Source organism: Streptomyces sp. NPDC035033, assembly GCF_040636735.1.
GTDB lineage: Bacteria > Actinomycetota > Actinomycetes > Streptomycetales > Streptomycetaceae > Streptomyces.
Genome location: NZ_JBEZUZ010000140.1, coordinates 1 through 12353, shown reverse-complemented (window position 1 = coordinate 12353; position 12353 = coordinate 1). Strand labels below are relative to the sequence as shown.

Sequence of the window (12353 nt, the reverse complement as noted above, 5' to 3'; positions counted from 1 at the left end):
CCCGCGCCGACCCGCGCGCCCGCCCCGAGCACGGCCCCCGCCGCCACCGCGGCCGCCACCCGCCCGGCGCCCCGGCCGACGCCCACCACCCCGGCGCCGCCCCCGGTCCGCACCCCCGCCGCGCCCCCGCCCGGCCCCGGGGAGCGGGTGACGGAGCTGGTCAACCGGGAGCGGGCGCGGGCCGGTTGCGCCCCGCTGCGCACCGACCCCCGGCTGGAGGCCGCCGCCCGCGCCTACGCCCGGGACATGACGGCGCGCGGCTACTACGGCCACGCCAGCCCCGAGGGCGAGTTCGCGGACGGCCGGATCACCGCCGCCGGTTACGCCTGGTCGGCCTGGGCGGAGAACCTGGCCCAGGGGCAGCCGGGACCGGCGGCCGTCGTCGACGGCTGGATGGGCGACGCCGGCCACCGGCGCAACCTGCTCGACTGCTCCTACCGGGACACCGGCGTGGCCGCCGTCCCGGGCCCGCGCGGCACGGTCTGGGTGCAGAAGCTGGCCGCGCCCGCGCACTGAGCGGGCGTCAGCCCTTGGTGCCGAAGGCCTGCACCCACCACGGCCCGTCGGCGGTGAGCGCCACCCCGACCCCGATGTCGCGGAACGCGCAGTTGAGGATGTTCGCCCGGTGCGCCGGGCTGTCCATCCAGTCCTCCATCGCCCGCTCCGGCGTCTTCGGCCCCTTGTGGATGTTCTCGCCCCACGCCCGCCAGTCGTAGCCGGCGGCGGTGATCCGGTCGCCGCCGTCCCGCCCCTCGGGGCTGGCGTGGGCGTAGTAGTCGCGCGCCGCCATGTCGTCGGCGTGCGCCTGCGCGGCCCTGCCCAGCCGGGCCTCGGCGCGCAGCGGGCCGCAGCCCGCCCGGTCCCGTTCGGCGTTGGCGAGGGCGACGACGTCCCGCACGTACCGGGAGGCGCGGGCCGGCGCCGTCACCGGGGCGGCGCGGGCGGCCCCGGTCTGCGGCGCCAGCCCGTCGGCCGCCCGGTCCCCGGCGCGAGGGTCCCCGGCGCGGGCCTGCTGCGAGGCGGGGACGGGGGTGTGAGGGGAGGGGGGCGGGGCCTGGGGGACGGGGGGCGTGGCCGCGCGGGGGGCGGGGGAGGAGGGCGGGAGGGCCGCGTACAGGCCGAGCAGGACGGTGAGCGCGGCGGCGGCCGTGCCGGCGGCGAGGACGGCCCCGCGGAAGCCCGGCCGGGGCAGCGCGCGGCGGCGGACGGGACCGCCGCGGCGGTGCCGGCCGGAGACGGGGGCGCCGGGGCGGAGACGCGCGGGGGGTTCTCCGCGGGCGTTCTCTCGGGGGTCGTCGCGGTGGGCCTCGCGGGGGTCGTCGAAGGGGGTTCCGCGAGGGGCTTCGAAGGGGTCGGAAGGGCCGGGGCCGTCGTACCGCATGGAGCTCCGCTCTCTCGCCTGTGCCGCCGTCCGGTCCGGCGCTCGGGCGAGCCCCGGGGCGACGGGGTCAAGGCTTTCCGCGCGCCGCCGCCCCGACACCCCACGTCAACCGGGAGAGTCAACTCCGCGTGTCAACGTGCCGCGCCGGCTTGACGCGACCGCCGAACGGGTGCAGCCGTCCCCCGGCCCCGGGCCTCCCTCCCCGCGGTCCTCAGCCCTGCGGGACCACCGCCACCGGGCAGGGCGCCAGGTGGAGGGCGGCGTGGGCCACCGAACCGATCCGCTGTCCCAGCGCCCCGCGCCGGGCGCGGCGGCCCACCACGAGCAGCTGCGCCTCGCCGGAGGTGGTGAGCAGGACCTGCCCGGCGCTGCCCAGCTCGACGTGCTCGGTCACCGGCACGTGCGGGTACCGCTCGCGCCAGGGCGCCAGCGCCTCGCGCAGCGCCTCCTCCTCGAAGGGCACGAGCCCGCCGGCGTCGTCGGCGAGCCGCAGCGAGGCCGGGCTGTACGCGAAGAGCGGCGGCAGGCTCCAGGCGCGCACCGCGCGGACGGCGGCGCCCCGGGCCGCGGCGGTCTCGAAGGCGAACCGCAGCACGGCCTCGCTGTCCTCCGGGCCGCCCTGCTGGCCCACCAGGATCTCGCCGGCGGGCGACGCGGCGGCCCGGTCGTCGTGGGCGCGGACCGCGACGACCGGGCGGGTCGCGGCGGCGATGATCTGCTGGCCGTACGAGCCGAGCAGGAAGCCGGCCACCGCGCCGTGCCCGCGCGAGCCGATGACCAGCATCCCGGCCTCGTCCAGGGTGTCGAGCAGCGCGGCGACCGGGGTGTCGGCGAGCACCTCGGAGGTGACCTCCACCCGCGGGTGACGGGCCGCGACCTCCGCCTCGGCCGCGCGCACCACCTCCTCGGCGGCCCGCTCCTGCGTCTCCCGGTCCTGGACGAGCGGCAGGTCGAGGGGTTCCCAGCGCCAGGCGTGCGCGAGCCGCAGCGGAACGCCCCGGTGCTCCGCCTCGCGCGCCGCCCACTCGGCGGCGGCGAGGCTCTCCGGCGAGCCGTCCACCCCGGCCACGATCTCCCGGCCCGCGCGGGACTCCCGCGCCTCGCCGCCGGTCGTTCCGGTCCGCCGGTCCTCGCGCGTCATCTGGCTGCCTCCCTGATCGTGGCGTGACGGGCCCGGCCGGGCGGCCGTTCCCTCCTCACCCCCAGCTTGGGCCCGACGGCCGCCCGGAAGGAGGGACGGAGGTCCCGACATGCCGGACCGTCAGCCCCCGACCCCGTCTTGAACGTGTTCAACGCGGCATGGCAGGATGGCGCCGGGGGTGATCGTCATGAAGACGACGACACGGACCGGTCCGCCTTCGTTCGGCCGGGTCCTGATGGTGGCGACGGCCATGCTCATGCTGGAGCTGACGCTGGTCGCGGTGGTGTCCGCGCTGTACGGGGCGACCCAGGAGGCGGCCCTGGGCGGGGACTACGGGCTCACGCTGATGATGCTGCCCGTGGTGGCGCTGCCCGGATCGCTCGCGGTCGCCGTGGCGGCGCTCCTCCTGGTGGTGCCGACGGTCGTGCTCGCGCAGGAGCTGGGACGGCGGACCGGCCACCGGCCCGAGGACGGGCCCGAGCCGTGGTGGTGGGTTCCGGTCTCCGCCGCCGGCGTCGCGGTCGTGGGCGGCCTGCTGGCCCTGCGCGGCTTCCCGTCCCCGCTCGTGGCCCTCGCCGTCTGGGCGGCGCTGGTCGCGCTGATCGTCCCGGCCGCCCTGGTCGCCCGGCTGCGCCGGCGGTGGCTGCTGCGCGGGATCGCCCTCTGGGGGACGGCCGCGGTCGTGGGCACCGCCGTCCTGGGCGGCCTCGCGCTCGGCACCGGCGTCCTGACGGAGTACAAGCCGCCCGCGCCCCGCCGGGAGGCGCTGGTCGGCACCTGGACCGACGGGCGCGGCGGCACGCTGGAGCTCGCTGCCGACGGCACCCTGACGGCCGACGGCGTCATGGACCCGGTGGGCTTCGCCCCGGCCCCCGGCGAGACCCCGGACACCTGCACGGGGCGCGGCACGTGGACGTACCGGACCGGCTCCGACTCCTGGGGCGGGGCCGTGTCGACCGACCTCCCGGACTGCGGGACCGAGCCGTGGGAGCTCGGCGGCACGGCGGAGCGGATCGCCCTCCAGCGGTGGGGCCTGGACGGGGACAAGCTCGCGGAGCTGACCCGGGTCCCCTGACCCGGTTCCCCGGCGCGGCGTCAGGCGCTGCGGGCCAGGCGGGCGTGGGTGCCGTTGAGGTAGTGGTCGCCGATGTCGCGGAGGCGGTGGGCGGGGCGGGTGCGGGCGGTGAGCGCGCGGGCGTCGCGCCAGAAGCGGTCGAGGCCGGGGCCGCCGCCGGCGCCCGGCGCGGCGGCCGGGGCGCCCTCGACGAGCTCCAGGATCCGGGTGGTCAGCCGCACCGCCGCCCGGCCCGTGACGGTCTCGGCGGCGGCCACCAGGACCGCGAGGTCGGCGCGGTCCTCCGCGCCGAGCGCCCAGCCGGCGCGCAGACCGCGGGAGAGCGCGTCGGTGGCGCGTTCGGCGACGGCGGCGGCGGTGTGCGCGGCGGTCGCCAGCTCCCCGTAGGAGAGCAGCAGGTACGGGTCGTCCCCCCGGTCCGGCGGGACGGCGGCGGACCCGGTCTCCCGGGCCGCCGCGCCGGACTCCGGGACGACCGCCCGGTTCACGTCCCGCGCCTCCGCGAGCGCCCCCTCCGCGATGCCGAGGGCCACGTGCACCAGGAGCAGCCGGAGCACGAGCGGCGCGAGGGCGGTGAAGGGGGCGACGGAGTGCTCGTCGGCCGGCAGGGTGCCGAGGACCCGCGCCCGGGGGACGGGCACGTGGTCGAAGGCGACCGTCCCGGCGCCCGTCAGCCGCTGTCCCACCCGGTCCGCCGCGGCCTCGGCGAACACGCCCGGGTGGGCCGGGTCCACCAGGACGACCAGCGGGTCGCCGGTGCCCGCCGGCCGGGCCGCGACGACGAGCCGGTCGGCCACGGCCACGGCGGAGTCGAAGGCGCGCCGGCCGTCGAGCAGCCAGCCGCCCCGGCCGGTCCGGGTGAGGGTGAGGCCCGGCCCCGCGCCCGGCTCCCCGTCCGGCCCGGCGTCCGGCGGCGCGGGTTCGGCGGCGCCGGCGAGCAGCCAGCCCTCGGCCGCCGTGCGGGCGTCGAGGCGGGGGAAGGACTCCGCGGCCCGGCCGTCCGGGCCGGTGAGGAAGCGGCTCGTCCAGGACAGGGCGTAGTGGTGGGCGAGGATCTCCCCCACCGAACCGTCGGCGGCGGACAGCTCCCGCACGGCGGAACACGCGGTCCGCAGGTCCGCCCCCGGGCCGGCCCCGCCGGGCGCGGGGTCGGCCGCCGTGAGGAAGGCCGGGAGCCCCGCCTCCCGGAGCCGTTCGACCTCGTCGAAGGGGGCCTTCCCGGCCCGGTCGCGGGCGTGCGCGTCCACGGCCAGGTCGTCGGCGAGCTCCCGGACGACCCGGCGCCAGAGCGTGTCGTCCCTGGGCGTCGTCTGCTGCGTGCTCATCCCACCCCACCTGCCCTCCGTAATCCCCACTGAATCACTAGGGATAGTGGCAGAGCGGGGGCGGCGGCCCCAAGGGGCGTCCGGGATGTGGATGAGGGTGTTCCGAGAAGTGAGACCACGTCAGATCGGCGCAGGTGGCGGAGGGTTGGGTCGCGCCGGGAGGGGGGTCAGGCGGCGCGGCGCCCGGCCAGCGGCGCCGTGTCGTCGCCCGCGCCGGAGCGCACCCCGCGCAGGAAGGCCTCCAGGGCCTCCACCGAGGAGGCCGCCGGCCGCCAGTCCAGCTCCTGGCGCGCCCGCTCCGTGGACATCACCGGGATGTGCCGCAGCAGGTCGAAGAGACCGGGGGAGGCGGGCGCGAGGCGCAGGTGCCAGGCCGCCGCGAGGGCGCCCCGCACGGCGCCCGCCGGGACCCGCACCGGGCGGGCGTGGAACAGCTCGCCGAGCAGCGCCGCGTCCACCACCGGCTCCGCCGCCAGATTGAACGCGCCCCGCACCTCCCGCAGCACCGCCCGTACGTAGGCGTCGGCGGCGTCGTCGGTGTGCAGGACCTGGAAGCGCAGGCCCGACGGCTCCGGCAGCACCGGCAGCAGGTCGGGCCGCACCAGCTGCCCGGGCAGGAAACGGCCGCCGAAGATCCGCCGCTGCTCGCTCGCCGCCTCCTCCTTGAAGAGGAACGCCGGACGCATCCGCACCACCCGGGTCTGCGGATGGTCGCGCTCGAAGGTGTCGAGCACCCGCTCCACGTACGCCTTCTCCCGGCTGTAGGCGGCGCCCGGCCAGCCGTTCGTCGGCCACGCCTCGGAGACCGGCGCGCCGCCCTCCGGACCGGGGGAGTAGGCCCCCACCGAGGAGGCGCACACCAGCGCCGGCACCCGCGCCGCCGCCACCGCCTCGCAGACCCGCAGCGAGCCCAGCACGTTGGTCTCCCAGGTCTTCACGGGATCGTGCGTCGGGTTGAACCGCCAGGCCAGGTGCACCACCGCGTCGGCGTCCGCCACGTACCGGTCGAGCCGCGGCCCGTCGCCGTCCCGGGACAGGTCGGCGGTCGCCCACTCGACCCCCGGCAGTTCGAGGCCGGGCAGCCGGCGGGCCAGCCCCAGCACGGAACCGACCCCCGGTTCGCGCGCCAGCGCCCGCACCACGCTCGTCCCCACGTTCCCGGTGGCGCCGGTGACGACCACCCTCAGTCCCGTACTCGCGTTCATGTCTCCGACCTTCCTCCGTCCGGGCGACCCTCGCACCTCGGCCCCGCCCCGGTGACGGAACGTGACCGGACGGGTCGCGCGGACGGCCCGGTACGAGCACCATGGAGCGACCGCACGAGAAGGGGGCCGTCACGGAGGAACCCATGCTGCTGCCCGACCGGAACACCGTCGAACGCCTCCTGCGCCACTACCGCGCCCAGGAGCGGACCGTCCTGGCCGGCTCCTGCGACCTCTCCGACCGCCGCCGCTTCGAGGACACCGCCTACACCCTCTGCGTCCTCATGGGCGTCCGCTCCATCGCCGAGGCCCTCCGCGCCGCCGAACGGTACGTGGGCCTCCGGGCGCCCCTGTGACCCGCCCCCGCCACCCCCGCGCGGACGCCGCCGCCGGCGCGCCGTGGACGGCGTGGTTCCTCGCCTCCGGGCGCCCGGCGCCGACCGTCCTCCGCCGGGACCGGCGGGCCCCGGCGCGGACCGGACGCCCGGCCGGGGGAGCGGTTCAGGTCCGGGGCGCGCGGCGGCGCCAGGCCCACAGGGCCAGGGCCGCCGCGCAGGCCGAGCCGACCAGCGACAGGGGCAGGACCACCGACGGGGCCGGCGCGGCGGCCTCCCCGGCGGCCCCGTCCGGACGGGGGGCGGGGGCGCCCGGGACCGCCGCCGGGGCGCCGGCGCCACCGCGCACCGAGACCGCCCGCGCCTCCGCCGGCGCGCGCTCCGGAGACTCCGGCGACTTCGGGGGGAGCAGCGAGCCGACCGGACGGACCTTGTCCGCCGCCGCGAAGCCCCAGTCGAGGAGGGAGCGGGCCTCCTCGTACACGGCGAGCCCCCCGCCCGACTGGGGGTTCATCACCGACACGACCAGCGTGCGGTCGCCCCGCCGGGCGGCGGCGATGAGCGTGTTGCCGGCGTTGCTGGTGTAGCCGTTCTTGACGCCGATCAGCCCCGGGTAGCGGCCCACCCCGTCCGCGCCGGTGAGCAGGCGGTTGGTGTTGGCGATGCCGTACGACCACGAGCCGGCCGGGAAGTCGGCGTACGCGGTCGAGCAGTAGCGGGTGAACTCCGGGTCCTGGATGCCGGCGCGCCCGAAGACCGCCAGGTCGTACGCGGACGAGACCTGCCCCGGCGCGTCGTACCCGTCCGGGGAGACCACGTGCGTGTCCCGGGCCCCCAGGGACCGGGCCTTCTCCTGCATCTGGCGGGCCATCGACTCCCAGCCGCCGCTCATCGCCGCGAGGACGTGCACGGCGTCGTTGCCCGAACTGAGGAAGACGCCGTTCCACAGGTCGGACACCCGGTACGTGTACCCCTCCTTCACCCCGACGAGGCTGCTGCCCTCGCCGATCCCCGTCAGCTCCTCGTCGGCCACCGTGTGCCGCTCGGACGCCTTGTGCCGCGGCAGCGCCGTCAGCGCGAAGAGCGCCTTCAGCGTGCTGGCCGGCGGCAGCTTCCGGTGCGCGGAGCGGGCGGCCAGCACCTCGCCCGTCCCGGCGTCGGCCACCACCCAGGACAGGGCCGAAGGGGTGGGGAGGGCCGGCGCGCCGGCCAGCGGCTGCACCTGCGTACCGGGCCGGTCGAGCCGTGCCGGGTCCACGAACCGCCGCGCGGGAGGGGTCGGTTCGGTGACGGAGCCCGGTCCGAGGGCGGGGGCGGCGGTCGTGGTGCGGGGCGGGGTCGCGGCGCCGGCCACGGGGGCGGAGAGCACGAGCAGCATCGCGGCGGAGCCCGCGGCGGCATGGCGAAGGGCTGACGTGACGATCATTCAGCCACCGTAGGAAGGAGGGGTGGAGCACGCAGGGCGGAGTGCGCCACCCGGCCTACAGAACGCGGCGCGGGGCGGCGCGTCGTGCCGCCGGGCGGGTGGTCGTGGGACCCCCGGCGGGCGCCGCCGCTCCGCCGGACGGGGGACGTCCGCCCACCCCGCCGCCGTCGTCCGCCGTCCGGGCGCGGCGCCGGGGAGGAGGCGGGCTGTTCGGCCCCCGGCCCGCAACGGGCCGCGCACGCCTGCCCGTTGTCGCTGGGAAGCGGGAGGCCGGCCGTCGCCCGAACGGCGGCCTCACGCGTGCCCGCCCGGCCGGCCCGCCCGACCGTGAGCGGGGCGGGCCGCCGCGCTCAGGCGCCGGGGCCCGCGCCGGGAGCCGGCCCGGGGGAGGTTCGCAGGGAGGAGACCAGGCGCAGCAGCCGGTCCTCGTTCCCCGCGAGGCCCGCCGCGCGCAGCGCCTCGTCGGCCTCCGCCATCGGGTTCGTCAGCATCACCCCCGCGTACGGCGCGAGGCTTGGATCCTCCAGCACGGCCTGGGTGGACTCGAGGAGGCGCAAGTACGCCTGGGCCGCGGCGCGCTCGGTGGCGGTGATGGTGGTCATGTCGGGCTCCCTCTCGACGGCTGGACGCACCCCAGCCTCTCGCACGGGTCTGACAACGGCCCTCAGGCCCGCCCGCGCACCCGCGTGAGAAGCCGCTCCAGGAAGACCCGCTGCCCCGCGACGAGCAGCGGGGCGGCGGCCTCCGGCGCGAACCAGCCCACCCGGTCGAGCTCCGGGAACTCGGCCCGGACGCCCGAGCGGGGCGGCCACTCCAGGGTGAACGTCCCCGGCACGACGGCCGCCGGGTCCAGATCGCCCTCCACCGCCCACACGGTGACGGTCTTGCCGCCCGCCTGCCGCGCCTCCCCGAGACCGATCCAGTCGCCCTCCGGCACCGGCAGCCCCAGCTCCTCCCGGAACTCGCGGCGGGCCGCGTCCTCCGGCTCCTCCTCCGCGCCGTACTCGCCCTTGGGCACCGTCCACGCCGCTTCCTCGCGGCGCGCCCAGAACGGCCCGCCCATGTGCCCGATGAGCACCTCGATCCCGTCGTCCTCCGTCCGTCGGAAGACGAGCAGACCCGCGCTGCGTCTGACCGGCATGCCGCCAGTCTGACCGGGACCGGCGCGCGGCGCAGCGGGAAGCGCGTCAGACCGGCCCGTCCTCCCCGCCGTCGGCGGTCACCACCACCGGACCGCCCGCGGGGTCCGCCGCCCGCGTCCACCGCGGCCCCAGCCGGAGCGTCCGCCACGGCGGCAGGGTGCCGCCCAGCCGGGCGCGGTGGAGCGGCAGCCCGTCCTGGGCGACGGTCAGGACCGGCCGGACGAGGGCCCGTTCGGCCCGCAGGAGCAGTGGAGCCGGCTCCGGGCCGAGCAGCCCCGGGTGCACCCACCGCAGCGGCCCCGCGGCCCGCACCGGCAGGCCCGCCGCGGGGCCGGGCGCCCGGCCGTCGAGCCGGGCCAGGACGGCGTCGGCGACCGCCCGGCCCTCGGCGGCGGCCCGCACCGCCGGCTCCCCGCCGCGCAGCAGGCCGCCGGCCGCGAACACCCCCGGCACCCCGGTCCGCAGCGCCGCGTCCACCAGCGGGCCCCGGCCGCCGGGCGCGAGCGGCAGGCCGCCCGCGCGGGCCAGTTCGTGCTCCGGGACCCAGTCGCCGGTGAGGACGAGCGTGTCGCACCCCACCGTCCGGGTCCGTCCGTCCCGGCCCCGCACCGTCACCCCGGCGAGCCGCCCCCGGCCGGTCACCTCCGTGACCACCGTCTCCGTGAGCACCGGGGCGCCCCCGGTGCCGGGCGCGGCGCGGGGCCCCTCGCACACCACGGCCGCGACCGTGACGCCCGCGCGGCGCAGCAGCCGTACGGCGTGTCCGGCCACCGGGTCGCCGCCGACCACCACGGCGCGCCGCCCGATCCGCTCCGGACGCGGCCCGAACAGGTCCACCGTCCGCTGGAGCTCACCCGTCGTCAGCACGCCCGCGGGACGGGTCCCCGCCAGCATCCGCGCCGCCCGGGACCGTTCGCGCGCGCCCGTCGCCAGGACCACCGCCCGCGCCCGGAGCGTCTCGGGTCCGGCCGGCGAGGCCGTCCCGACGAGGAGCGGGCCCGCCCAGCCGGTGGCCGACACGCCGGTGCGGACGACGGCCCCCGCCCGGAGCGCCGCGCGCACCGCCCGCCGGGCGTACCCCGGGCCGTCCAGGGCGCGCCCCCGGGCGTCCGCGCCGAACCCCGGGCGGGCGCAGAACCGGGGCGCGCCGCCCGGCTCGCCCTCCCGCTCCAGGACCTCGACCCGTCCGGCGCCGGCCGCCGCGAGCCGGGCCGCCGCGGCGAGCCCGGCCGGCCCCGCGCCGACGACCAGCACGTCGACGGCGCGTGCCGTCCCCTCCCGGTCCGGTCCGTCGTTCACCGCGTCCCGCCGTCCTTCCGGTACTCCTCGAACAGGGCGCGCAGGGCCGGCCGGCAGTGGCCGCCCTGGCAGCGGCCGGCCCCGGCCCGGGTGCGGCGGCGCAGGCCGTCGAGACCGGCCGGGGGGACGACCGAGGCGAGCGCGGCCCGCACCTCGCCGCGGGTGACGCCCTCGCAGTGGCAGACCACCGTGCCGGACCCGGCGTCCTCCCGGCGGGGGCGCGGGGCCGTCCCGCCGGGGTGCGGCATCCGCACCGGGGCGAGCGGACGCTCCGGGCCGGTGCGCAGGCCGCACTCCGCGAGCAGTCCGAGGACGTGCTCGGCGAGGGCCAGGGAGGCGGACAGGCCGGTGGAGCGGATCCCGCCGACCGTGACGTACCGCAGCTCCGGGCGGGCCGCGCACCGGTAGTCCTCCCGGCCGGTGGCGGCCCGCAGCCCCGCGTACGCGGCCGTCACCTCCTCCTCGGCCAGGGCGGGCACGATCCGGGCGCCCCGCTCCCGCAGCCCGGCGAGCCCCTCGGCGGTGGTGCCGGTGGCGGTCCGGTCGTCGAGGTCCTCGGCGGTCGGGCCGAGCAGCACGTTCCCGTGGACGGTGGGCGCGACGAGGACGCCCTTGCCCAGCGGCCCGGGGACGGGCAGCAGGATGTGCCGCACCAGGCCGCGGGCGAACCGGTCGTAGACGAGCAGCTGGCCCCGGCGCGGCGTGACCGTGAAGTCCCGGACGCCGAGCAGCGCGTCGAACCGGTCCGCGTACAGGCCGCAGGCGTTGACCAGGAACCGGGCGGCGAGCGGGCCGCGCGTGGTGGTCAGCCGGTGCGGTGCTCCGGGGGCCGTGACGACGCCGGTCACCCGGCGGCCGAGCAGCAGGTGGACGCCGGAGAGGACGGCCTGCGCGGCGTAGGCGAGGGTGGTGGTCCAGGGGCAGATCACCGACTCGCCCGGCACGGCCAGCGCGCCGAGCGCCCCGGGGCCGAGGTGGGGTTCGCGGCGGCGGAGTTCGGCCGCGTCGACGAGCCGGGTGGCGTGGTGGCCGTTGCGGGCGGCCTTCGCGGCGAGTCCGGGCAGCGCGGCCCGCTGCTCCTCGTCCCAGGCGACGAGCAGCGCGCCGACCGGCTCGACGGGGATCCCGGTCTCGGCGGCGTAGCCGGTGAGGAGCCGGTGGCCGGCCCGGACGAGCCCGGCCTCCAGGGTGCCGGGGACGGCGTCGAAACCGGTGTGGAGGATGGCGGTGTTGGCCTTGGAGGTGCCCTCGCCGACGTCGTCCGCCGCGTCGACGAGCGCGACCCGCAGCCGGTACCGCGCCAGGGCGCGGGCGATCGCGCAGCCCACGACCCCGGCCCCCACCACGACCACGTCGTACGCCCTGTCCGGCCCCTCCGGCGGCGCCCCGCGCCCTCCGGCGTACCCGTCGCCTCCTGCGTACCCGCCGGCTCCGGCGTGCCTTCGCCCTCCTGCGTACCAGCCGCCTCCGGCGTGCCCCCGCCCCGCGCCGCGCCCGCGCCCGCCGGCGTTCACGCCGTTCCCCCGGGGCCCGGTCCGGCGTCCGGCCGTTCCAGCAGGGCCGCCACCTCCGTCCGGAACCGGCCCAGCCGGTCCGCCGCCTCGTCCGCGGAGATCGCGGGCTCGTAGACGGCGGACGGCTTCCACGCCGGTACGGCCTCCGGCACGGCGAGGCCCGGCTCGTGGCCGAGGCGGGCCATCGCGCCGACGCCGAGCGCCGTCGCGTCGGGCAGCGCGGAGACCTCCACCGGCAGCTGGAGCAGGTCCGCCTGGGTCTGCATGAGCAGCGCCGAGCGGGTCAGGCCGCCGTCGGCGCGCAGGGCCTCCAGCGGCGCGCCCCGGTCGGCGGCCGCCGCCCCGGCGAGCTCGACGACCTGCGCGGCGATGCCCTCGACGAGGGCCCGCACCAGGTGCCCGCGGCCGGTGTCGAGCCCCAGGCCGGTGCCCGCCCGTGCACGGCTGAAGCCGGAGGAGCGCAGGGCTCAGCTGATCGGCATCGGCCTGCGCCTGCTCACCACCCGGCCCATC

At 79.1% G+C, this 12353-nt stretch carries 12 protein-coding genes and 1 pseudogene; 3 read left to right on the top strand and 10 right to left on the bottom strand.

The genetic code is table 11. The annotated features are described in order from the left end of the window. On the top strand, positions 1-516 hold a 516-nt coding region (locus AB0E83_RS33355; protein ID WP_362120224.1), incomplete at its 5' end, for a CAP domain-containing protein. A gap of 7 nt (positions 517-523) precedes the next feature. Here the strand turns inward: AB0E83_RS33355 and AB0E83_RS33350 are convergent. Both AB0E83_RS33350 and AB0E83_RS33345 read right to left on the bottom strand, forming a co-directional pair. After that, positions 524-1381, bottom strand: a complete 858-nt coding sequence (locus AB0E83_RS33350) for a CAP domain-containing protein (RefSeq protein ID WP_362120222.1) — start codon at positions 1379-1381, stop codon at positions 524-526. A 211-nt stretch (positions 1382-1592) separates the two neighbouring features. Further along, positions 1593-2522, bottom strand: a complete 930-nt coding sequence (locus AB0E83_RS33345; protein ID WP_362120220.1) for a universal stress protein — start codon at positions 2520-2522, stop codon at positions 1593-1595. Between the two features lie 187 nt (positions 2523-2709). Here AB0E83_RS33345 and AB0E83_RS33340 point away from each other — a divergent pair, with 187 nt between their 5' ends. Beyond that, positions 2710-3597 carry a hypothetical protein gene (locus AB0E83_RS33340; RefSeq protein WP_362120218.1) on the top strand — a complete coding sequence of 296 codons (888 nt, stop codon included), beginning with the start codon at positions 2710-2712 and terminating at the stop codon, positions 3595-3597. Positions 3598-3617: 20 nt separating this feature from the next. Here AB0E83_RS33340 and AB0E83_RS33335 read toward each other — a convergent pair whose 3' ends face one another. Together AB0E83_RS33335 and AB0E83_RS33330 are read right to left on the bottom strand one after the other, a co-directional pair. Beyond that, positions 3618-4922, bottom strand: coding sequence for an acyl-CoA dehydrogenase (locus tag AB0E83_RS33335; RefSeq protein ID WP_362120216.1), 1305 nt, complete (start codon positions 4920-4922; stop codon positions 3618-3620). A gap of 167 nt (positions 4923-5089) precedes the next feature. Next, complete coding sequence (locus AB0E83_RS33330) at positions 5090-6127, bottom strand: NAD-dependent epimerase/dehydratase family protein (protein ID WP_362120214.1); 1038 nt, start codon at positions 6125-6127, stop codon at positions 5090-5092. Between the two features lie 101 nt (positions 6128-6228). Between AB0E83_RS33330 and AB0E83_RS33325 the strand changes: the two genes are divergently transcribed. After that, a complete protein-coding gene (locus tag AB0E83_RS33325) occupies positions 6229-6480 on the top strand; it encodes a DUF5133 domain-containing protein (RefSeq protein WP_362120212.1) in 252 nt (83 codons plus the stop codon). A gap of 145 nt (positions 6481-6625) precedes the next feature. Here the strand turns inward: AB0E83_RS33325 and AB0E83_RS33320 are convergent, their stop codons facing one another. The 6 genes and pseudogenes from AB0E83_RS33320 to AB0E83_RS33295 all read right to left on the bottom strand — a co-directional run. Beyond that, complete coding sequence (locus tag AB0E83_RS33320) at positions 6626-7885, bottom strand: serine hydrolase (protein WP_362120210.1); 1260 nt, start codon at positions 7883-7885, stop codon at positions 6626-6628. Between the two features lie 350 nt (positions 7886-8235). Further along, positions 8236-8487, bottom strand: coding sequence for a hypothetical protein (locus AB0E83_RS33315; protein ID WP_362120208.1), 252 nt, complete (start codon positions 8485-8487; stop codon positions 8236-8238). Positions 8488-8549: 62 nt separating this feature from the next. Then, entirely contained in the window at positions 8550-9026 is a 477-nt protein-coding gene (locus AB0E83_RS33310) for an NUDIX domain-containing protein (protein WP_362120206.1), read from the bottom strand. Between the two features lie 46 nt (positions 9027-9072). Continuing rightward, entirely contained in the window at positions 9073-10326 is a 1254-nt protein-coding gene (locus AB0E83_RS33305) for an FAD-dependent oxidoreductase (protein ID WP_362120204.1), read from the bottom strand. Next, the gene (locus AB0E83_RS33300; protein ID WP_362120202.1) at positions 10323-11672 is read right to left on the bottom strand and encodes an FAD-dependent oxidoreductase; all 1350 of its coding nucleotides are present in this window, start codon (positions 11670-11672) and stop codon (positions 10323-10325) included. Before AB0E83_RS33300 ends, AB0E83_RS33305 begins: the two co-directional genes overlap by 4 nt. A 164-nt stretch (positions 11673-11836) precedes the next feature. Beyond that, positions 11837-12268, bottom strand: a pseudogene (locus tag AB0E83_RS33295) (FGGY-family carbohydrate kinase); the annotation flags it as partial. Positions 12269-12353 lie beyond the last annotated feature (85 nt).

Excerpts from the sequence above, each read along its gene's own strand:
- AB0E83_RS33350 (WP_362120222.1), bottom strand. The coding sequence starts at position 1,381 with ATGCGGTACGACGGCCCCGGCCCTTCCGACCCCTTCGAAGCCCCTCGC.
- AB0E83_RS33345 (WP_362120220.1), bottom strand. The coding sequence starts at position 2,522 with ATGACGCGCGAGGACCGGCGGACCGGAACGACCGGCGGCGAGGCGCGG.
- AB0E83_RS33340 (WP_362120218.1), top strand. The coding sequence starts at position 2,710 with ATGAAGACGACGACACGGACCGGTCCGCCTTCGTTCGGCCGGGTCCTG.
- AB0E83_RS33335 (WP_362120216.1), bottom strand. The coding sequence starts at position 4,922 with ATGAGCACGCAGCAGACGACGCCCAGGGACGACACGCTCTGGCGCCGG.
- AB0E83_RS33330 (WP_362120214.1), bottom strand. The coding sequence starts at position 6,127 with ATGAACGCGAGTACGGGACTGAGGGTGGTCGTCACCGGCGCCACCGGG.
- AB0E83_RS33325 (WP_362120212.1), top strand. The coding sequence starts at position 6,229 with ATGGAGCGACCGCACGAGAAGGGGGCCGTCACGGAGGAACCCATGCTG.
- AB0E83_RS33320 (WP_362120210.1), bottom strand. The coding sequence starts at position 7,885 with ATGATCGTCACGTCAGCCCTTCGCCATGCCGCCGCGGGCTCCGCCGCG.
- AB0E83_RS33315 (WP_362120208.1), bottom strand. The coding sequence starts at position 8,487 with ATGACCACCATCACCGCCACCGAGCGCGCCGCGGCCCAGGCGTACTTG.
- AB0E83_RS33310 (WP_362120206.1), bottom strand. The coding sequence starts at position 9,026 with ATGCCGGTCAGACGCAGCGCGGGTCTGCTCGTCTTCCGACGGACGGAG.